Source organism: Kitasatospora sp. NPDC127121 (assembly GCF_042677305.1).
Classification (GTDB): Bacteria; Actinomycetota; Actinomycetes; order Streptomycetales; family Streptomycetaceae; genus Kitasatospora.
Genome location: NZ_JBHXTQ010000083.1, coordinates 18634 through 39567, shown reverse-complemented (window position 1 = coordinate 39567; position 20934 = coordinate 18634). Strand labels below are relative to the sequence as shown.

Here is a 20934-nt window from a genome sequence, read left to right as displayed (position 1 = left end):
GTCCTTGTGACGGCGCCCCCTTCGGCGTATCCGGGGTCCGTCTTTCGAACCCCGCCGGTCGGACGTGTCGCGGGACACACGGGGTGAACCCTCCGTGAGGCCTGGGCAGGTTGGTTACCGACCGGTAGCATGGCGGTGGAGCGGCGCCGCTCGGGTCTTCACCGGCGGCAGCCTGCCCACCTCAAATGTTGGTCCCTGGGAGGAGAGCCCCCGTGCCTCGTACCGCGAGGGACGTCGTCTTCGTCGATGGCGTCCGCACCCCGTTCGGCAAGGCCGGCCCGAAGGGCATCTACCACGAGACGCGCGCCGACGACCTGGTCGTCAAGTGCATCCGGGAGCTCGTGCGCCGTAACCCGAACCTGCCCGTCGAGCGCATCGACGAGGTCGCCATCGCGGCCACCACGCAGATCGGCGACCAGGGTCTGACCATCGGGCGCACCGCCGCCCTGCTGTCCGGCCTGCCCAAGTCCGTCCCCGGCTACTCGATCGACCGCATGTGCGCCGGTGCGCTCACGGCCGTGACCGCCACCGCCGGCGGCATCGCCTTCGGCGCGTACGACGTGGTCGTGGCCGGCGGCGTCGAGCACATGGGCCGCCACCCGATGGGCGAGGGCGTCGACCCGAACCCGCGCTTCGTCTCCGAGAAGCTGGTCGACGAGTCCGCCCTGTTCATGGGCATGACCGCGGAGAACCTGCACGACCGGTTCCCGCACCTGACCAAGGAGCGCTGCGACGCCTACGCCGTGCGCTCGCAGGAGAAGGCCGCCAAGGCGTACGCCAACGGCGACATCCAGCCCGACCTGGTGCCGATCTCGATCCGCAACACCAACCCCGAGGTCGGCGAGACCGGCTGGGGCCTGGCCACCGTGGACGAGCCGATGCGCCCGGGCACCACGATGGAGAGCCTGGCCGGCCTGAAGACCCCCTTCCGCCCGCACGGCAACATCACCGCGGGCAACTCGGCCGGCCTCAACGACGGCGCCACCGCCTCGCTGCTGGCCGCCGAGGACGTCGCCGAGGAGCTCGGCCTCCCGGTCAAGATGCGCCTGGTCTCCTACGCCTTCGCGGGCGTGGAGCCCGAGGTCATGGGCATCGGCCCGGTGCCGGCCACCGAGAAGGCGCTGGCCAAGGCCGGTCTGACCATCGACGACATCCAGGCCTTCGAGGTCAACGAGGCCTTCGCCGTCCAGGTGCTGTCCTTCCTGGACCACTACGGCATCGCGGACGACGACGAGCGGGTCAACCCGTACGGCGGTGCGATCGCCTTCGGCCACCCGCTGGCCTCCTCCGGCGTGCGCCTGATGAACCAGCTGGCCCGCCGCTTCGAGCAGCGCCCGGACGTCCGCTACGGCCTCACCACGATGTGTATCGGGTTCGGCATGGGCGGGACCGTCATCTGGGAGAACCCGCACTGGAGCGGAGCGGAAAAGTCGTCCGAGCTCGAGGGTGGTAAGTGAACATGACGAGCACCACTGAGCTGCTGCAGCACGGCGCCGAGCTGTTCCCGGGCGAGGTCGTCACGACCGCGCACGTGCGCCACCTGGACCTGCCGCTGCAGGCCGGCAAGCTGGCCCTGATCACCCTGGACAACGGCTTCGACCACACCAAGCCGACCACCTTCGGCCCGGGCTCGCTGCTGAAGCTGTCCGCCGCGCTGGACCAGGTCGAGGCCGAGGCCGCCGAGGGCAAGGTCGTCGCCGTCGCCGTCACCGGCAAGCCGTTCATCTTCGCGGTCGGCGCCGACCTCAAGGGCGTCGAGCTGCTCAAGGAGCACGCGGACGCGCTGGCCATCGGCAAGGGCGGCCACGAGGTCTTCAAGCGGATCGCCGCGCTGCCCGTCCCCTCCTTCGCCTTCTACAACGGCGCGGCGATGGGCGGCGGCGTCGAGGTCGGCCTGCACGCCACCTACCGCACGGTCAGCGCGGGCGTCCCGGCGTTCTCGCTGCCGGAGGTCTTCCTGGGCCTCGTCCCCGGCTGGGGCGGCTGCACCCTGCTGCCGAACCTGATCGGCCCCTCGAAGGCGATCAAGGTCATCATCGAGAACTCGATGAACCAGAACAAGCAGCTCAAGGGCAAGGACGTGTTCGAGCTGGGGATCGCCGACGCGATCTTCGAGCCGGCCGACTTCCTGGAGCAGTCGCTGCTGTGGGCCGCCAAGGTCCTCAAGGGCGACGTCGTCGTCGAGCGCGAGGAGATCGACCGCGGCAAGGCCTGGGACGACGCCGTCGCCTGGGGCCGCCTGGTCGCCGACGCCAAGGTGCACGGCGCCGCGCCGGCCGCCTACAAGGCGCTGGACATCATCCAGCAGGTCAAGGACTCCGACCTCCAGGCCGGCTTCGACGCCGAGGACGCCGCCCTGGCCGACCTCATCATGAGCGGCGAGCTGCGCAGCGGCATCTACGCCTTCAACCTGGTGCAGCGCCGGGCCAAGCGCCCGGTCGGCGCGCCGGACAAGTCGCTGGCCCGCCAGGTCAACAAGGTCGGCGTCGTCGGCGCCGGTCTGATGGCCTCGCAGCTGGCGCTGCTGTTCGCCCGCCGTCTGGAGGTGCCGGTGGTCCTCACCGACATCGACCAGGAGCGCGTCGACAAGGGCGTCGGCTACGTCCACGCCGAGATCGACAAGCTGCTCGGCAAGGGCCGGATCGGCCAGGACAAGGCCAACCGTCTCAAGGGCCTGGTCAGCGGCTCGCTCGACAAGGCCGCCGCCTTCGGCGACGCGGACTTCGTGATCGAGGCCGTGTTCGAGGAGATGGGCGTCAAGCAGACCGTCTTCGCGGACCTGGAGAACGTGGTCTCGCCGACCTGCGTGCTGGCGACCAACACCTCCTCGCTGTCGGTCACCGAGATGGCCTCGAAGCTGAAGCACCCCGAGCGGGTCGTCGGCTTCCACTTCTTCAACCCGGTCGCGATCCTGCCGCTGCTGGAGATCGTCCGCGGCGAGCAGACCGACGACGCCTCGCTGGCCACCGCCTTCGGCGTCTCGAAGAAGCTGAAGAAGACCTCGGTGCTGGTCAAGGACGCCCCGGCGTTCGTGGTCAACCGGATCCTGACCCGCTTCATGGGCGAGATCCAGACCATCATCGACGAGGGCACCCCGATCGCCACCGTCGAGAAGGGCGTCGAGCCGCTCGGCCTGCCGATGTCCCCGATCGTGCTGCTGGAGCTGGTCGGCCCGGCCATCGCGCTGCACGTCTCGGAGACCCTGCACGGCGCGTTCCCGGAGCGGTTCGCCGTCTCCGAGAACCTCGGCAAGGTGGTCAAGGCCGGCAAGCGCGGCTTCTACACCTGGGTGGACGGCAAGCAGGTCCTCGACCCCGAGGTGCTGGAGCTGCTGTCCTTCGGCGACACCGTGCTGACCGAGGAGCAGGTCCTGAACCGCTCCCTGGAGGCCGTGGCCCAGGAGATCGGCCTGATGCTGGAGGAGGGTGTCGTCGCCGAGGCGCAGGACATCGACCTCTGCATGATCACCGGCGCCGGCTGGCCCTTCCACCTGGGCGGGATCACCCCGTACCTGGACCGTGAGGGCGTCTCGGAGCGGGTGAACGGCAAGCGCTTCCTCGCCCCCGGCGTGGCCTCGGTGCCCGCGTAACGCGCAGCGCCACCGCGTGCCGGAGCCCCGGTGACCTGGACGGTCACCGGGGCTCCGGCGTGTGCGGGGGGGGTGGTCAGCTCTTCTTGAGGCGGTAGACCACGGTGTCGGCGAAGACGCCGACCATCTCGTAGTGGGTGTCCAGCAGGTTCTCGATCCGCGGGACCAGCACCGGCTGGTACGGGGCGATGCCGGAGTCGTCCACCACGACCTCGGGCAGGTTGTCGGCGAGCTCCTTGTCGAAGGTCTGCCAGGCGTTGCTGACGCTGAACTGCTCGCCCACGTTGGCGTTGCCGTCCTTGCCGCCGCTGTAGTTGGTCAGGAAGCCGGCGGTCAGGTAGCGGGTGGCGGGCTTGCGGTCGGCCAGCCAGTACAGCTCGGGGTGCATGCCCCAGACCAGGACGGTGTCCTTGGGGGTGGTCTGGGCGGCGACCGCGGTGGCGACCTCGGTGGTGCGGTTGAGCCGCTCCCCCGGCCAGGCCAGGGCCAGCGCCCAGAAGACCGTCGAGGCGACCGTGGTGTACACCAGGACGGGCTTCCAGCGGACCGCCGAGGTGGCCACCGCCCCGGTGCCCAGCAGCACCAGCGGGGGGATCAGCTGCAGGTAGTAGTGGCCGAAGAAGTGGAAGCCCACGCTGACCGCGACGACCGAGGACGCCAGCCAGACCCATAGGTCCCCGGTGGAGCCGTGCTCCTCCCCGGCGACGGGCAGCGGCCGGTGGCGGTGCTTGAGCCAGAGCCGGCGCCCGACCGGGAGCAGGAAGCCCAGCCCGGCCGCGACCAGGATGGCCGAGTTGCCGAGCGCGCGGCCGATCATCTGGAGCCAGGCACCGCCGAAGGAGGCGTAGTCCCCGCTGCCGGTGACCACCCAGAACAGGAAGCCCTTGGGCTTGGTCAGGATGACCGCGACCAGCGCTATCGGCAGGATGAAGCCGAAGCCGATCTTGAACAGGGCGGGCGGCCAGCGCACCCCGCGCCGGCGGGCGTCCTGGAACAGCATCCAGAGCACCGGTAGCAGCACCGCGCCGCCGGTCTGCTTGGTCAGCGAGCAGAGCGCCACCGCGATGCCCGCGGCCAGCCAGCGGCGGCGCTCGGCGTACCGGAACGCGGCCACCATGGCGGGCAGCATGAAGACCTCGAAGGTCGCCGCCTGGGTGTCCTCCGGGGAGAGCCCGATGGAGACCAGCAGGTAGAGCAGTCCCGCGCCGGCCCCGGCCCGGTTGCCCCAGCGGCCGCGGGCGATGGACGCCAGCAGGATCGCGGTGACCAGGTGGGCGCCCACCGCCAGGGTGCGCAGCGGCCACAGCGAGGCGGAGCCGAAGATCGTGAAGCAGGCCTGGTAGAGCCAGGGGAGCAACGGCGGCTTGCGGTCCACCACGGTGTCGTACAGCACTCCGCCGTCGGCCAGCATCCGGGCCTGGGTGGCCAGGAACCCCTCGTCGGGGCTCCAGACGGGCCGGGCGAAGGACGGGATGTGGGTGAGCAGTGCGACCAGCGCGAGCACCGGCACCAGCCTCGTCCAGTACCCGGTCTGCACATGGGTACGGACGCGCTCGGGCAGGCGCTCGGCCAGTCCGGCGAGGCGGAAGCGGGTGGGGGTGGGCACGGATGACAACCTACCGGGCGGGATCGGCGCGGGCGGCGCCGGTCCCGCCTTTCGGTGCGATTGTCAGCTTGTTTCGTGACGAACTGTTACAGGGTTACGACGAACAGTCGTCGGTGGAACGCGTTCCGGGCCCGTTCTCAGGCCTCGACCCGAGCCGCGTCCAGGCTGGCGACCAGGGCCGTCACCTTTCGGGCGATGTCCGGGGCGTTCAGGCCGATCTCGGCCAGGATCTCGTTCCGGCTCGCGTGGTCCAGGAACTCCTGCGGAATCCCGAAGTCGCGCACCGGCAGATCCACGTCCGCGTCGCGCAGCGCCTGCGCCACCGCGGCGCCGACACCGCCCACCCGGCCGTTGTCCTCGATCGTGACGACCACCCGGTGCTCGGCCGCCAGGCCCGGCAGGGCGGCGTCCACCGGCTTGACCCAGCGCGGGTCCACCACGGTGGCGGTGATGCCCTGGGCGGCCAGCAGGTCCGCGACCTCCAGGCTGGTGGCGGCCATCGCGCCGACCGAGACGACCAGCACGTCCGCGCGGTGCGTGCCGCCCGGCTCCTCGGCGGCGCGCAGCACGTCCATGCCGCCGATCCGGCCGACCGCCGGGACGGCCGGGCCGACGGTGCCCTTGGAGTAGCGGACCACGGTCGGGGCGTCCTTGACCTCGACGGCCTCGCGCAGCTGGGCGCGGACCTGGTCGGCGTCGCGCGGGGCGGCCAGCCGCAGGGTCGGGACGATCTGCAGCATCGACATGTCCCACATGCCGTTGTGCGAGGCGCCGTCGTCGCCGGTGACGCCGGCCCGGTCGAGCACGAAGGTGACGCCCAGCTTGTGCAGGGCGACGTCCATCAGGACCTGGTCGAAGGCCCGGTTCAGGAAGGTCGCGTAGACCGCGAAGACCGGGTGCAGCCCGTTGGTGGCCAGGCCGGCGGCGCTGGTGACGGCGTGCTGCTCGGCGATGCCGACGTCGAAGATGCGGTCCGGGAAGGCCTCGGCGAAGGGCGCGAGGCCGACCGGGTGGAGCATGGCGGCGGTGATGCCGACGATGTCGTCCCGCTCGTGGCCGAGCGCGACCATCTCCTCGGCGAAGACCGAGGTCCAGCTTCGGCCGCCGGCGTTCTGGATCGGCAGGCCGGTCTCCGGGTGGATCTTGCCGACCGCGTGGAAGCGGTCCTCGTCGTTGTTCTCCGCGGCGTGGTAGCCGCGGCCCTTCTCGGTGAGGCAGTGCACGATCACCGGGCCGCCGAAGCCGCGCGCCTTGGTCAGCGCGGACTCCAGGGCGGTCAGGTCGTGGCCGTCGATCGGGCCGATGTACTTGATGCCGAGGTCCTCGAACATGCCCTGCGGGGCGATGAAGTCCTTGAGGCCCTTCTTGGCGCCGTGCAGCGTCTCGAACAGCTGCTGGCCGACCACCGGGGTGCGCTGCAGCGCGTCCTTGCCCCAGGAGAGGAAGCGCTCGTAGCCCTGGGTGGTGCGCAGGGTGGCGAGGTGGTTGGCCAGGCCGCCGATGGTCGGCGAGTAGGAGCGCTCGTTGTCGTTGACGACGATGACCAGCGGGCGGTCCTTGGCGTCGGCGATGTTGTTGAGCGCCTCCCAGGCCATGCCGCCGGTGAGCGCGCCGTCGCCGATGACCGCGACGACCGGATCCGGCTTGCCGAGGATCTTGTTGGCCTTGGCCAGGCCGTCGGCGTAGGAGAGCACGGTGGAGGCGTGCGAGTTCTCGATCACGTCGTGCTCGGACTCGGCGCGGGACGGGTAGCCGGACAGGCCGCCCTTCATCCGCAGCATCGAGAAGTCCTGGCGGCCGGTGAGCAGCTTGTGGACGTAGCTCTGGTGGCCGGTGTCGAAGAGGATGCGGTCGCGCGGCGAGTCGAAGACCCGGTGCAGCGCGATGGTGAGCTCCACCACGCCGAGGTTGGGGCCGAGGTGGCCGCCCGTCTTGGCGACCTCGGTCACCAGGAAGGTCCGGATCTCCTGGGCCAGTGCGGCCAGCTGTCCCGGCGTGAGCCGGTCGAGATCACGCGGTCCCCGAATGCGGGTCAGCAGGGCCACCCGTTCCTCCTCGTTCAGTGTTCGCGGACCGCGGGCGGTCCGACGGGCGTCGCTGCCCGGTCTGGCGGCGGGCCGACGGTCGCGGCCGGTGCCGACCGGTCGAGTCTAATGTCCGCTTGCCGGACACCGAGCGGCGCGGCCGGTGCCACCGACCCGTTACCGCCATTCCCGGAGGTCGGCCCGGGGGTCGCGCGTCACCCTGGATTGACGAATGAATGTTCGGGCGCGATCCGGGCCGCGGCGGCTCAGCCGCGCCCCAGCGCCCCGGACTCCCCCATCTCGCTCATCACCAGCGCCAGCGCGCCGAGCACCTCGGCCCGGCCGCCCAGCGTGCCGGGGACCACCGAGAGCTGGCGGGCGGCGCTCGGGATGGCGTAACGGGCCACCGAGTCGCGGATCGGGGAGAGCACCAGCTCACCGGCCTCGGCGAGGTCGCCGCCGAGGATCACCCGGCGCGGGTTGAGCAGGTTGCACAGGGTGGCGACGCCGGTGCCGATCTGCCGGCCGGCGTCGGCGATCACCCGGCGGCAGCCGAGGTCACCCTGATGGGCCAGCTCGACCACCCGGGGCAGGGTGAGGTCCGGCCCGAGGGTCGGGGTCAGCAGGGAGAGCAGGTAGCGGGAGCCCACGAAGGTCTCCAGGCAGCCGCGGTTGCCGCAGCGGCAGACCGGCCCGGCCTCGTCCAGGGTGATGTGCCCGATCTCACCGGCGGTGCCGCCCGGCCCGCGGTAGATCTGGCCGTTGACCACCAGTCCGGCGCCGACCCCGCTGGCGACCTTGATGTACGCGAGGTCGCTCAGCCCCCGCCCGGCCCCCCAGACCAGTTCGCCGAGCGCGCCCAGGTTTGCGTCGTTGTCCACGTGCACCGGCATGCCGAGCCGCTCGGCCAGCTCCCGGCCCGGGGCGATGCCCGTCCAGCCGGGCAGGATCGCGGTGGAGCCCAGCGCGCCGGTCTCCACGTCGATCGGGCCGGGCACGCCGAGGCCGACGCCGATCACCTTCTCCGGGCGGAACCCGGCCTGCCGGAGCAGCCGTTCCACCATCGCCTCGGCCCGGTCGAAGCCCTGCGCGGCGGAGACGTCCACGTCGATCGGGGCGCTCTCCTCGGCGAGCACCCGGTGCGCGAGGTTGCCGACCGCGACCCGCAGGTGGGTGTGGCCGAAGTCGATGCCCACCACGATGCCCGCGTCCCCGCTGAGCGAGACGCTGCGCGCCCGCCGGCCGCCGGAGGAGGTGTCGGCGACCACGACGGTGCCGCTCTCCTTCAACTCCCGCACGATGTTGGAGACGGTGGCCGCGGACAGGCCGGTGCCGCGGGCGATCTCGGCCTGGGTCAGCGAACCGGCCGTCCGCACCGCGCGCAGCACCCGCTCCAGGTTCGCCCGGTGCAAGGACGACTGCGAGCCCGGTGTGTCCGTCGACATGATCCACCCTCCCAGGGCGGGGACCCCTCCGCCGGACGTCCCCTTCAACTCCTGAAGGGTAGGGCCTGTGCCGTGGATCGGCGCGGATCGGACCTGGGCGGTACGACGGGGGCCGGTGGCGGCGGGCCCGGAAGCGGCGGGGGAACGGACGGAAACGGGCCTGCGGAGTCCTGGGTTCGACCGAAAAACACTCGCCACTAGCATGGTGCCCTATCTCACGCGTCCCCCCGGACCGCGGGGCGGTATCGGCAGGGGGACGCTTCCAGGAATGACGGGGAATCAGATGGCAGGGGATCACCCTACGCCGGGGGCAGGCGAAGCGTCGGGCAGCAGCCCGCAGGACAATCGGGGCGTCTCGTTCGGGCGCCCGCCCGGCGGCGTGGACCCGGCCGCCGTGGCGGACCAGATGACACAGCTCGACGGCGCGGCGATCCCGCGCCCGGCCTCGCCCGCCGGGCCGCCGCCGGCCCAGCCGCCGGCTCCGCCCGCGCAGCCGCCCGCCGCCGGTGCCGGTGCCGGTGCCGGCTACCAGCCGTACGCGCCGACCGCGGCCGCCTTCCCCAGCCAGGCTCCGCCGCCGCCGGCCGGTGCGCCGGTCGGCCCGTACGACCCGATGCCCGGTGGCGCCTACGGCGCGCCGGACGGCGGGCAGGCCTACGGCGCCGGCTACGGATACCCGCAGCAGCAGCCCGGGTACTACCCGGGCGCGCCGGTGCCCCCCGCGCCCAAGCAGCGCAACCCCGTGATGCTGTGGGGCGGGATCATCGGCGGCGTCCTGGCGATCGCCATCGTCGCCGGGCTGGTCGTGCTCCTCAAGGGCAACGACCCCGACCCCACGCCGAACGCCACGTCCGGTGGCACCACCACCTCCGGAGGTACCGTCACCAACGCCCCGACCGCCGACGGCACCACCGGCAGCAGCACCGGCGGCAACACCGGCGGGGCCGGGTACAACATCGCCTGGAACGCCCCCAAGGCCGCCACCGGGGACAGCGGCTCGCAGCTGCTCGGCATCTGGGGCAGCGACAAGGTCGCGGTGCGCGCCGACAGCACCGGCATCCGGGCGTACAACACCTCCGACGGCAAGGAGGCCTGGAACATCCCGGTCCCGGCCGGCAGCAAGGAGGTGTGCACCGCCTCCTACTCGACCAACTCGAAGAACATCGCCGCCGTCTCCTTCAACACCGGTGACAGCGACTGCTCCACCATCGGCGCCGTCGACGTCAGCCAGGGCAAGCTGCTCTGGAGCGTCAAGGTCTCCACCGACCGGATGTCCTCGCCGACGCTCAGCGTCACCGACAAGGTGGTCGCCATCGGCGGCAACGTGGTCGGCGGCCTGAACATCGACAACGGCTCGGCGGCCTGGCAGTTCCAGCCGCGCGACAAGGACTGCAGCCTCTACGGCCGCGCGGCCGGCAGCCAGATCGCGGTCAGCGACCGCTGCTACGGCGGCTCCGGCCCGAAGTCGCAGCTGGTCGTCGTGGACGCCGACAGCGGCAAGGCCGCCAGCACGCCGATCACCCTCACCGGCAGCATCGAGCGGATCGACAAGGTCGTCCAGGACCAGCCGCTGGTGCTGCTGATGAGCAGCGGCCCCAACGGCGACTACATCCTGCCGTTCGACAAGAGCAACAAGCCCGGCAACCAGATGTCGGTCAAGGAGCCCGGCGCGGACAGCCTGCGGCTGTCCGGCCAGTCCGACGCCTACACCCAGAACGTGGTCAGCGGCACCACCCTGTACGCCCAGATCACCGGCGCCAAGTCGGCCGTCAACGCGTACGACCTGACCACCGGCAAGCGGATCTGGTCCGCCGCCAGCGCCACGTCCAGCCAGGACATCCGGCTGGTGTCCGGCACCGACAAGGACGGCAAGGTCCGCGCCATCGTCAGCCAGGGCTACAACAAGCCCGCCCGGCTGGTGACGCTCTCGCCGGCCGACGGCTCGATGACCGACCTCGGCACCATGGCCATGCCCAACGGCCTGGACATCGGGATGAGCATGTCCGAGTACGTCCTCTCCAACGACGGCAGCGCGGTGTACGCCTTCCGCCGCGGCAGCTCCGACGCGCCGCTGACCAAGTGGAAGAAGTGACGGCGGGGGGCTGAGCGCTCCTCGAACGCGGGCCCTCGGGGCCCGTCCTGGCGGGGCGGGAACGGGCGATCTGTCCGGACCCGCCCCGCCTGTGATTATTCCGGGAGCCCGTCCGTTGGGTCATGGGAGGATTCGCCCCATCAGCCTGACGAAGGAGTGCAGCGAGTGCCCGGCACCAACCTGACCCGCGAGGAGGCCCGCACCCGGGCCGACCTCCTCCACGTGGACGCGTACGACATCGAGCTCGACCTGAGTTCGGCCCGCGAAGGAGGCACCTTCCGGTCCACCACCGTGGTCCGGTTCACGGCCACGACCCCCGGCGCGGACACGTTCATCGACCTCGTCGCGCCGAGCGTCGAGGAGATCACCCTCAACGGCGCGCCGCTCGACCCGGAGAGCTTCGCCGACAGCCGGATCCCGCTGCCGAACCTGGCCGCCGAGAACGAGCTGCGCGTCGTCGCCAACTGCGCCTACACCAACACCGGTGAGGGCCTGCACCGGTTCGTCGACCCGGTCGACGGCGAGACCTACCTGTACACCCAGTTCGAGGTGCCGGACGCCCGCCGCGTCTTCGCCTCCTTCGAACAGCCCGACCTGAAGGCCGCGTTCGCGTTCACCGTGACCGCCCCCACCGGCTGGGTCGTGGTCTCCAACTCGCCCACCCCGACCCCGGTCGGCGAGGGCGCCGCGCAGGTCTGGACGTTCGAGCCCACCGGCCGGATCTCCACCTACATCACCGCGCTCGTCGCCGGCCCGTACGTCGGGGTCTTCGACACCTACGAGAACGGCGACCAGAAGGTGCCGCTGGGCGTCTACTGCCGCCCCTCGCTGCGCGAGTTCCTGGACGCCGAGGACATCTTCGCCGTCACCAAGCAGGGCTTCGACTACTTCCAGGAGAAGTTCGACTTCCCCTACCCGTTCGCCAAGTACGACCAGCTGTTCGTCCCGGAGTTCAACGCCGGCGCGATGGAGAACGCGGGCGCCGTCACCCTGCGCGACCAGTACGTGTTCCGCTCCAAGGTCACCGACGCCGCCTACGAGGCCCGCGCGGCGACGATCCTGCACGAGCTCGCCCACATGTGGTTCGGCGACCTCGTCACCATGGAGTGGTGGAACGACCTCTGGCTCAACGAGTCCTTCGCCACCTTCGCCGAGGCCGTCTGCCAGGCCGAGGCCCCCGGCTCCAAGTGGCCGAACTCCTGGACCACGTTCGCCAACCAGATGAAGACCTGGGCCTACCGGCAGGACCAACTGCCCTCCACCCACCCCATCATGGCGGACATCAACGACCTGGAGGACGTCCAGGTCAACTTCGACGGCATCACCTACGCCAAGGGCGCCTCGGTGCTCAAGCAGCTGGTGGCGTACGTCGGCCAGGACGCCTTCTTCCAGGGCGTGCAGACCTACTTCAAGCGCCACGCCTGGGGCAACACCCGGCTCGCCGACCTGCTCGGGGCCCTGGAGGAGGCCAGCGGCCGCGACCTGCGGACCTGGTCCCAGGCCTGGCTGGAGACCGCCGGCATCAACGTGCTGCGGCCCGCCATCACCCTGAACACCGACGGCGAGATCGAGTCCTTCGCCGTCCTCCAGGAGGCCCCCGCGCTGCCCGCCGGCGCCAAGGGCGAGGCCGTGCTGCGCCCGCACCGCATCGCCATCGGCCTGTACGAGCTCGCCGACGGCGCGCTGGTGCGCACCGACCGGATCGAGCTCGACGTCGACGGCCCGCGCACCGAGGTGCCCGAGCTCGTCGGCCGGCACCGCCCGGCCGTCGTGCTGCTCAACGACGACGACCTCTCGTACGCCAAGATCCGGCTCGACGAGGACTCGATGGCCGTCGTCACCGAGCACCTCGGCGGCTTCACCGAGTCGCTGCCGCGCGCCCTGTGCTGGGCCTCCGCCTGGGACATGACCCGCGACGGCGAACTCGCCGCCCGCGACTACCTGGCGCTCGCCCTCTCCGGCATCGGGCGGGAGAGCGACATCGGCGTCGTGCAGTCCGTGCAGCGCCAGGTCCGGCTCGCCCTCGACGCCTACACCGACCCCGACTGGCGCGAGCAGGGCCTCGCCCAGTGGGCCGACGCCGCCGAGGAGCACCTGCGCTCCTCCGAGCCCGGCAGCGACCACCAGCTCTCCTGGGCCCGCACCCTCGCCTCCGTCGCCCGCACCGACGGGCAGCTCGGCCTGCTCGCCGACCTGCTCGACGGCACCGCCGAGATCAAGGGCCTCGCCGTCGACACCGAGCTGCGCTGGACCCTGCTCACCCGGCTCTGCGCCACCGGGCGCGCCGACGAGGCCGCCGTGACGGCCGAGCTGGCCCGCGACAACACCGCGGCCGGCCAGGAGCACGCCGCCACCTGCCGCGCCGCCCGGCCCACCGCCGAGGCCAAGGCCGAGGCCTGGACCGCCGTCGTCGAGTCGGACACCCTCACCAACTACGTCCAGGAAGCGACCATCGCGGGCTTCCAGCAGTCCGACCAGCGCGAGCTGCTCGCGCCGTACGCGGCCAAGTACTTCGCCGCCGTCAAGGAGGTCTGGGAGACCCGCAGCCACGAGATCTCGCAGCAGATCATCGGCGGGCTGTACCCGGCGCTGCAGGTCACGCAGGCCACCGTGGACGCGACCGACGCGTGGCTGACCGAGGCCGAGCCGGCACCGGCGCTGCGGCGCCAGGTCGTCGAGGCCCGGGCCGGGATCGAGCGCGCGCTCAAGGCCCAGGCGGTCGACCGGGCGGCGGGCGCCGGCCGCTGACCTGCTGAGGCGCCCGTCGGGGCCCCGGTCGGGGTCTCGTCGGGCGCCGACGGGGCTCCGTTGGGGCGCCGACGGGGCTCCGTTGGGGCGCCGACGGGGCTCCGTTGGGGCGCCGACGGGGCGCCGACGGGCGCCGTCAAGGTGCTGGAACGCCTGAAGGGGCACCGGAGATCTCCGGTGCCCCTTCGGGGTCGTGCAGGTCCTGGTGGACGCGGTGGTTACTTCTTCTTGCCCTTGCCCTTGCCGTACGGCAGGCCCGCGAGGGCGGCGATGATCACGAAGGCGGCGATCGGGATCAGCACGTACAGGCCGATGGTCTGGCCGACGCTCAGGCCAGGACCCGGGTCGTCGCCGTCGTCCCTGGTGAGGGCCATGGCGGGCGACGACAGCAGCATCATCAGCGTGACCGTTGCGGAGACCGCGCCGGCTCGCAAAGCGTTCCTCTTGTCCACGTTTCCAACTTACCCGCCGCTTATGACCCCCCGCGCGTCGGGGTCGGCCTTCCGGAAGGGAGCCGTCCGCAGTGCCGGGGTCAGGCGGCGGGATCAGGTGCCGGGATCAGGTGCCGGGATCAGGTGCCGGGGTAGGACGGCGAGGTCAGACGGCGGGGTGGGCGCCGGGCGGGGCCAGCAGGTGGGCGAGCAGGCGGGCGGCCGGGGTTGCGGCCAGGCGGTCGAGGGTGACCGGGTCGCCGGCGCCGTCGGCGACCGGCAGGCGCCAGTTCGGGTACTGGTCCCAGGTGCCGGGCAGGTTCTGCGGGCGCGGATCGCCGACCAGGTCGGGCAGCCAGACCCCGACCAGCTCCGCCGGGGTCGCGCGCAGGAAGCGGTACAGCACCGGCATCGACAGCGGCTCGCCCGGCGCGAGCAGCCCCCGCGCGGTCAGCTCGGCCCGCCAGTCCGCCAGCTCGGCCACCGCCTCCTCCTGCTCCTCGCCCAGCGGACGGGCCAGCAGCCCGAGCCGGTGCCGCAGCTCGACGTGCTCGCCGGAGAGCCGGGCGGCGGTGCTCGGCAGGTCGTGGGTGGTGAGGGTGGCCAGACAGCCCGGGCGCCAGCGGTCCGGGGCGAGGATCTCCCCCGCCGCCTGCCAGTCCCGCTCGAACCAGAGCACGGAGGTGCCGAGGATCCCGCGCGCCGCCAGCTCCTCCCGGACGCCCGGCTCCACAGTGCCCAGGTCCTCGCCGATCACCGCCGTGCCGGCCCGGTGCGCCTCCAGGGCCAGCACGCCGAGCATCGCCTCGGCGTCGTAGCGCACGTACGCGCCCTCGGTCGGCGGGTGGCCGTCCGGCACCCACCAGAGCCGGAACAGGCCCATCACGTGGTCGATCCGGACCGCGCCCGCGTGCCGGGCCGCCGCGCGCAGCAGCTCCGCGTACGGGGTGTAGCCGGCCGCCGCCAGCGCGTCCGGGCGCCAGGGCGGCAGGCCCCAGTCCTGGCCGTGGGCGTTGAAGGCGTCCGGCGGGGCGCCGACGGAGATGCCGCCGGCCAGCACGTCCTGGAGCGCCCAGGCGTCCGCGCCGTCCGGGTGGACGCCGACGGCCAGGTCGTGGATCAGGCCCACCGGCATGCCGGCCTGCCGGGCCGCGCTCTGGGCCTCGGCGAGCTGCTGGTCGACCTGCCAGGCGAGCCAGCGGTGGAACTCGACCCGGTCGGCGAGCTCCCGGGAGGCGCGCCCCACCTGTGGGCCGTCCGGGTGACGCAGCCCCTTCGGCCAGCCGTGCCAGTCGGCGCCGTGCACCTCGGCGAGCGCGTTCCACAGTGCGTTCCGGCGCAGCCAGTCACCCTCGCGGCGCTGGTAGGCCTCGTACGCGGCCTGGCGGCCGGGGCCGCGCGGCACCTCGTGCAGCAGTTCCAGCGCCTCGCGCTTGAGCGCCCAGACGGCGTCCCGGTCGATCAGGCCGTCGTGCCCCAGCACCTCGTCGCGCAGCCGGGCGGCCCGGCGGCCCAGCTCCTCCGCCTCGGCGCGCTGGTCACCCGTCAGATAGGCGTACTCGGGGACGGCCTCGACCCGCAGGTGCACCGGATCGGCGAAGCGGCGGGAGGAGGGGCGGTAGGGGGACGGGTCGGTGGGGGCGGCGGGGGCGGCGGACAGCGCCTGGTGCAGCGGGTTGATCTGGACGAAGCCCGCGCCGAGGCCGGCGCCCGCCCACCGGGCCAGCTCGGCGAGGTCGCCGAGGTCGCCCATGCCCCAGGAGCGGTCGGACAGGACGGAGTACAGCTGGGCGAGGAAGCCCCAGCTGTAGCCGGGCAGCGGGGGCAGCTTCTCCGGTGCGACGATCAGCGCCGCCTGGGCCTTGCCCTCGCCGCTCTCCGCCCTGAGCGTGTGCCGCCCGAGCGGCAGGTCCGGCGGCAGCCAGTGCGAGTGGCCGCGCGGCAGCTCCCACACCCCGCCGTCCTCCAGCTCCACGTGCAGCCGCGCGTCGGCCGGCACGTCCACTGCCGTCCGCCGCCCTTGACGGACCACCACGCAGGGCGGCAGCAACCTGGTCTGCTGCGCGGCCCGGTGACGCTCCAGCGCCTCGCGCGCCTGCTCCGGCGTCCCCGCCGCCACCCCCAGGGCCCCCAGCACCGCGACCAGCGTGCGCGCCCCCACGGTCACACCCCCCGGCCCGGGGTACCGGGTGTCCACCCCGTACGCCTGCGCCAGCGCCACCAGTTCGGGCGGTGGCGGCGGCGCGTCCTGCATCGGCACCCTCAGCCCGTCGGCTCCGTCACGGTCGAGATAAGCGGCCACTCGCGGCTCCTGCGATGTCTCGGCAACGCCTGGTCAGGACGACCACAGTCCTACCCGGGTGACGGCCCGACGACGCTGCGCGACACGACCGCGCGGTCGGATCAGTCGGGTCGACGCAACGGGATCGGCTGATTGTCCGAGACCGGCTGCAGGCCGACGAATCCGCTCGGCGACAAGAACGCGGCGGAAGGCGGCCGGAAGGAGGGGACCACCACGATCCGTTCGAAGAACTCGTACGCCCACTCGTCGCGGGTCTCGGCAGCGCCTCCTTCGCCGGTCACGATCCCCCTCAGCAACCAGCCCGGGCCATCGCAGCCGAGCACTCGGTTGACGGAGACTCCCCTGACACCCGGCCCCTTCTCCACGGGGACCTCGCACCTGAGCTCCACCCCAGCCCGGCCCGCCCAGGCGCGGGCCTCGCCCCCCGCCGCCAGGACACCGGCCGCCAGACGTTCACGTGCCCTTTCCCAGGCATCCGGCCGGGTGGCGTGATACGCCTGGAGTTGAAGCCCCGTCTGGCGGCCCTTCACGACGACGGCCTCCACGAGATCACCGGACGGCGCCCTGTTCAGTTCGATCCTGACGCCCGGTTCCCGGGGAACCCTGAGCCCTCCGAGGTCGATGAGGTCCGTCCCCTGCCAGCCGCGTTCGCTCACGTCCCACAGGCCGACCTCCACGCCCCGACCCGCCAGACGGAACGGATCCTCGGCACGGAGGAACTCGTCCGCGGCCTCCTCCGCAGCCTGGAGCAGCGCGGTCACCTCGCTCTCGCGCACAGCCCCGGCGTCCAGCAGAACCGTCAGCAGGACAAGGGTGTTCCGCAGGGAGAACAGGCCCTCGCCGCGCCCGGCCCGGACAGCAGAGAGATCCCCGACCAGGGCCGCGGCCATCGTGCCGGCCTCGTCCCTGCCGAGACCGCGCGCGGCGAGCGCGGGCGCCTCCACCGGGAACTCCTCGCCGGCCTCGCGCCTCAGTTGGAGAAGGATTTTCGTCGCGAGCAGCAGCACCAGTGCGGGCGTGGCCCGAGTCGGCCGATCTTCCCAGTCCGCCTCGGTCTCGCTCTCGACGGACAGGGAGCCGCGCGTACGGAACTCATGGAGGACCCGCGCTGCGGATCCGGCCGGATTACCCATGACCCCTCGCTCTGGACGGCTCAACAGCTCACATCACGGCGATCGCCACCGCGGGACCAACTCGATGGTGCCGCGACCGATCTTGCCGTGCCCTCAGGGGAGTTCGCCACACTTCTCTTCAACAAGGCGCCGAGCTCGTCGTCATCAAGGAGTTGCTCGACCCCACGCCCACGGACCTGGCCGTCCACGGCCCGGAAAACCTGGCCCACGTCGCTGCCGAACTCTACGGCGGCCCGCGCAAGGCACTCGGCTGGGAAACCCCAACTGAGCGCCTCAATAAGCTGCTCGCGACTTGATCAACTAACCACGTGTGCAACGACCCCTGGAAACCGCCGGGCGGACGACGGGGCTGATGTTCGCTCGCATTGCAGCGCAATCGTCGCTCTGCTACCGCATCCAGGCAAAGCCTTGTGGCAGTCTCCCACACACAGCAGTGCACGGGATGCGCTCGGATTGCGAAACGGGATCCAGACCGTAAGCCCCACTGACCAACGGGAGTGACAAAGTGAATCAAAATTCCGGATAGGTGTTCACATATTCAGAGTTCGGGAATTCCGCAAAAGACTCCCACCGAACCATTGGAGCAGTCTCCCCTTCCATGCAGAGGGAGACGGAAGGTATAACCCTGCCACCACTTCCGAATGTGATCTGCCCTGCTCCAACAACTGGCGCCCCACCGCTGGCGATGGTGTGATGCACAGGTGCCTTCCCCCGCCAGCAACCGCATTCGAGAACTCGGGAGACCCGGCTGCCACCGCGGATACGCCTTCAAAATCAGCCGCCATTTGCTCAAACGGAAGGTCATCGGGCTTGCTGTTGGCGACCACGGCATCGCCGCATTCGTCCTGATGCCTGCTGCCTGCCCACATGACGTCAACGAAAAACGGTTCACCGTTGATGAAGTTGGGACCGTCCTCACGGGCCGGTCCAATCTTCAGACCCCGGAACGATTCGAGGAAGTCGGTTGCCGCTGGGCCCAGGATGCAGCCCTGTGCTTCCAGGGACTGAATGTCGGAGGATACGTCGACATGCCGCCCCGGGTACCAGTCAGCCGCAGAGCGAAAACCGTTGCCGGATTCAATCGGGAGGTGAAATCCGTAGGTCCACCGCTCAGTAGTAATTCACCCCCAAGCTATCCATCACTCGCCGGCATACCTCTGGAAATGGCCGCACGTGCTCGGCTTCCAGGGCCACTCCTCCACCAAGTCCCGCTGCAACTCCGTCACCCTCGGCGCGCTGCGCGACGGCCACCGCGCCTCCCGCCGCATCCGCGCCAACGGCGACGGCACCGTCTACCAGCGCAAGGACGGCCGCTGGGAAGCTGCCGGCTACGTCCTCGCCCCCGACAACACCCGCAAGGAATCCCTCGCCAAGCTCACGGAAGGGACCGCCGCCTGCCCGGCTGGAACGCCGTCAACGGCAATCAGTTGCAGCTCTGGGACTGCCAACCAGCGCCTCCCAGCAGTGGATCACCAGCACCCTGCGCACCCGGGTGATTCCCGCACCCCCGCAGTAACCTCTCCGCCCCCGAGGCCCGCCGCGCACCCAGCGCGGCGGGCCCGGGTACGTTCGGGGCCAGGGGGCTTCGCCGGACCGGAACCGTCAGCCCGTCACTTGGGCATGCGCAGGAGGATCGGACTGTCCGACGGGGGCTTGAGTGAGCCGAACCCGACTGGCGAAAGCAGCGGGTTGGGGACCTTTCGAAACGACGGGTCCACGACCACCCGCTCGACGTACCCGTAGGCCCAGTCGTCCTGGCCCCCGAAATCAGCGCCTTCCCCTGTCACAACGGCCCGCAGCAACCAGCCGGGCCCCTCGAAGCCGAGCACGAGAACCGTCTGCACCCCTCTGTCCCCAGAAGGGAGCACGACGGGGACATCGCACCTGAGTTCCACCCCAGCCCGCCCTGCCCACTCACGGGCCTCGCCGCCGAGCCCTCGCACGTTCTCCGCGAACGTCTCACGGGCCCTGGCCCAGGCATCGCCCTGAGCCGACCAGTACGCTTGGAGCTGTACCGACGTAAGCTTCCGCCGTGCTCCGGCCTCCAACAGATCCGGGGACGACTTGTCCTGCTTCAGCTCGATCTTGCACCCCGGCTCCCGTGGGATTCGGAGCCCGCCGAGGTCGATGAGATCGTCCTCCTGCCAACCGTCCTCACTGACATCCCACGGCCCGACGTCGACTCCCCGTCGGGCCGGGCGAAACGGATTCTCGGCCTGGAGGAACTCATCGGCCATCTCCTCCGCAGCGCCAAGGAGAAAGTCGAGGTCGGCGCCACGGATGTCCTCGTCGTCCGTCAGCACCGCCAGCAGGACAAGGGTGTTCTGCAGCGTGAACAACGCGTCCCGACGTCCGTCCCTGACGGCTCGGAGGTCCCCCGTCAAGCCAGCGACCATCATGTCGACCTCGTTCGGAGCGAGGCCGTGCGAGGCTATCGCCTGCACATCGGCCGGAAACGGCTCACGTTCCTCCGCACGCAGTCGCAGAAGCGTCTTGACCGCAAACATCAGCACCAGGGCGGGAGTCAGGCTCTCCGGCCGGTCCTCCCAGCGGGCCCTGGCCGCCGTCTCCGGAGAGAGTGAACCATCGCGCTGGAACTCGTCCAGGACCTGTCGCGCAGCGCTACCGACGTCGCCCATTTCGCCGCCCCTTGACAATCTTCGATGCCCGATAAGTGGTAATGCCAGCTGCAATAACTGCTTCTGTGATTCCGGCGGAGGCGCCACCGTGGTCAAAGGCCTTGACCATTTTCTCAGCTTGGACAGGGGCCCTCTGCATCGTGGACGCCCGTGTCTTCGTCTCCTCCACAACCTCTTCACTGGCTCGACGCGAGGTTCCAGGGGCCTCAACGGCACGCGTGCCCAGTGGCCGTGCCTGGCCACCCACATCGGGGGCGAAGAAATCCGGTACCCCGGGTCCGTCGATCCCCCAGGGCTCTTGGTGACCTCGGAGGCCTCCTCTCCGTTCCCGCAATTGTGCACGAGAACCGGCGTGGTCCCAGCCAGCACATAGTACGTATGGACCTGGGCGACCAGGGTGTTTTATGACCCGGCATAAGTGTGCCTCATGTCCCGAGGACAGAAGGAGCGTGGGTCCAACCGTCACGGACGCAACGAAGCCCCGCCCAACATCGCGGGCGGAGCTTCGTCATCACGTAGTCGTCAGATCTGTTTGATGAACTGATTCACGCGCGCTTGATGGTCGGCGATCCACCCCTCCTCCAGGGCGATCGGGATACGGACCGTCACCATGGAGATAGATTCATCCTCCACGACGATATCCGGGCAATCCCGTTCGCCATCCAGGTGGACGCTCACCGTCGGGCCACGATCGGTACGCATCCAGATAATGTCATGCCCCAGCTGCAAGGACTCTAGTGCCTGCCGCCAGGATTCGACCTTGGCCCGAGAAAGCATGAGTAGAGTACTTCCCTTGACGAACAAGCTGGTCACTGCAATCTCGGCCTCCCAGAAATCGGAGTCCTCCAATGAGTTTACGGTAATCCTGACCTCATTCTCGGAGTCAGTTAGCCGCACGAGCTCAAACGGGCTCATCTTTTCAACC

13 protein-coding genes and 1 pseudogene are annotated in these 20934 nt (G+C 70.9%); 6 read left to right on the top strand and 8 right to left on the bottom strand.

Going from position 1 to position 20934, the window contains the following annotated elements:
- The first annotated feature begins 212 nt into the window (after positions 1–212).
- Together ACFVHI_RS30750 and ACFVHI_RS30745 are read left to right on the top strand one after the other, a co-directional pair.
- Entirely contained in the window at positions 213–1457 is a 1245-nt protein-coding gene (locus ACFVHI_RS30750) for an acetyl-CoA C-acyltransferase (RefSeq protein WP_063349470.1), read from the top strand.
- A gap of 2 nt (positions 1458–1459) precedes the next feature.
- Positions 1460–3589, top strand: a complete 2130-nt coding sequence (locus ACFVHI_RS30745) for a 3-hydroxyacyl-CoA dehydrogenase NAD-binding domain-containing protein (RefSeq protein WP_063349469.1) — start codon at positions 1460–1462, stop codon at positions 3587–3589.
- Positions 3590–3665: 76 nt separating this feature from the next.
- On the opposite strand, the gene ACFVHI_RS30740 is transcribed toward ACFVHI_RS30745, so the two are convergent.
- The 3 genes from ACFVHI_RS30740 to ACFVHI_RS30730 all read right to left on the bottom strand — a co-directional run bounded on the left by ACFVHI_RS30740 (position 3666) and on the right by ACFVHI_RS30730 (position 8664).
- On the bottom strand, positions 3666–5195 hold the full coding sequence (locus ACFVHI_RS30740; RefSeq protein WP_244293472.1) for a glycosyltransferase family 39 protein: 1530 nt from the start codon (positions 5193–5195) through the stop codon (positions 3666–3668).
- A 137-nt stretch (positions 5196–5332) separates the two neighbouring features.
- Positions 5333–7240 carry a 1-deoxy-D-xylulose-5-phosphate synthase gene (gene dxs / locus ACFVHI_RS30735; RefSeq protein WP_363368836.1) on the bottom strand — a complete coding sequence of 636 codons (1908 nt, stop codon included), beginning with the start codon at positions 7238–7240 and terminating at the stop codon, positions 5333–5335.
- 245 nt (positions 7241–7485) lie between these two features.
- Positions 7486–8664 (bottom strand): ROK family transcriptional regulator, encoded by a 1179-nt coding sequence (locus tag ACFVHI_RS30730; protein ID WP_063349467.1) that lies wholly within the window; start codon positions 8662–8664, stop codon positions 7486–7488.
- A gap of 406 nt (positions 8665–9070) precedes the next feature.
- Here ACFVHI_RS30730 and ACFVHI_RS30725 point away from each other — a divergent pair, with 406 nt between their 5' ends.
- Both ACFVHI_RS30725 and pepN read left to right on the top strand, forming a co-directional pair.
- Positions 9071–10756, top strand: a complete 1686-nt coding sequence (locus ACFVHI_RS30725; RefSeq protein WP_380344929.1) for a PQQ-binding-like beta-propeller repeat protein — start codon at positions 9071–9073, stop codon at positions 10754–10756.
- Positions 10757–10921: 165 nt separating this feature from the next.
- A complete protein-coding gene (pepN, locus tag ACFVHI_RS30720) occupies positions 10922–13504 on the top strand; it encodes an aminopeptidase N (protein ID WP_380344927.1) in 2583 nt (860 codons plus the stop codon).
- Between the two features lie 218 nt (positions 13505–13722).
- Here pepN and ACFVHI_RS30715 read toward each other — a convergent pair whose 3' ends face one another.
- From ACFVHI_RS30715 to ACFVHI_RS30705, 3 genes are all read right to left on the bottom strand, one after another.
- On the bottom strand, positions 13723–13956 hold the full coding sequence (locus ACFVHI_RS30715) for a hypothetical protein (RefSeq protein ID WP_079135908.1): 234 nt from the start codon (positions 13954–13956) through the stop codon (positions 13723–13725).
- Positions 13957–14101: 145 nt separating this feature from the next.
- Entirely contained in the window at positions 14102–16189 is a 2088-nt protein-coding gene (gene malQ / locus ACFVHI_RS30710) for a 4-alpha-glucanotransferase (RefSeq protein WP_380344933.1), read from the bottom strand.
- A 149-nt stretch (positions 16190–16338) separates the two neighbouring features.
- The gene (locus ACFVHI_RS30705; RefSeq protein ID WP_380344925.1) at positions 16339–17370 is read right to left on the bottom strand and encodes a DUF3710 domain-containing protein; all 1032 of its coding nucleotides are present in this window, start codon (positions 17368–17370) and stop codon (positions 16339–16341) included.
- Positions 17371–17522: 152 nt separating this feature from the next.
- Here ACFVHI_RS30705 and ACFVHI_RS30700 point away from each other — a divergent pair, with 152 nt between their 5' ends.
- Entirely contained in the window at positions 17523–17666 is a 144-nt protein-coding gene (locus ACFVHI_RS30700) for a hypothetical protein (RefSeq protein WP_380344923.1), read from the top strand.
- Between the two features lie 823 nt (positions 17667–18489).
- A pseudogene (locus ACFVHI_RS30695) lies at positions 18490–18783 on the top strand (replication initiator); the annotation flags it as partial.
- Positions 18784–18980: 197 nt separating this feature from the next.
- On the opposite strand, the gene ACFVHI_RS30690 reads toward ACFVHI_RS30695, so the two are convergent.
- Together ACFVHI_RS30690 and ACFVHI_RS30685 are read right to left on the bottom strand one after the other, a co-directional pair.
- Positions 18981–20009, bottom strand: a complete 1029-nt coding sequence (locus tag ACFVHI_RS30690) for a DUF3710 domain-containing protein (protein WP_380344921.1) — start codon at positions 20007–20009, stop codon at positions 18981–18983.
- 522 nt (positions 20010–20531) lie between these two features.
- Positions 20532–20924, bottom strand: coding sequence for a DUF5959 family protein (locus ACFVHI_RS30685; protein ID WP_380344919.1), 393 nt, complete (start codon positions 20922–20924; stop codon positions 20532–20534).
- Between the last annotated feature and the right edge of the window lie 10 nt (positions 20925–20934).

Bases quoted from the DNA above. Each gene is read 5' to 3' on its own strand.
- ACFVHI_RS30745 (WP_063349469.1), top strand. From the start codon at position 1,460: ATGACGAGCACCACTGAGCTGCTGCAGCACGGCGCCGAGCTGTTCCCG.
- ACFVHI_RS30730 (WP_063349467.1), bottom strand. From the start codon at position 8,664: ATGTCGACGGACACACCGGGCTCGCAGTCGTCCTTGCACCGGGCGAAC.
- ACFVHI_RS30725 (WP_380344929.1), top strand. From the start codon at position 9,071: ATGACACAGCTCGACGGCGCGGCGATCCCGCGCCCGGCCTCGCCCGCC.
- malQ (WP_380344933.1), bottom strand. From the start codon at position 16,189: ATGCAGGACGCGCCGCCGCCACCGCCCGAACTGGTGGCGCTGGCGCAG.
- ACFVHI_RS30705 (WP_380344925.1), bottom strand. From the start codon at position 17,370: ATGGGTAATCCGGCCGGATCCGCAGCGCGGGTCCTCCATGAGTTCCGT.
- ACFVHI_RS30690 (WP_380344921.1), bottom strand. From the start codon at position 20,009: ATGGGCGACGTCGGTAGCGCTGCGCGACAGGTCCTGGACGAGTTCCAG.
- ACFVHI_RS30685 (WP_380344919.1), bottom strand. From the start codon at position 20,924: ATGAGCCCGTTTGAGCTCGTGCGGCTAACTGACTCCGAGAATGAGGTC.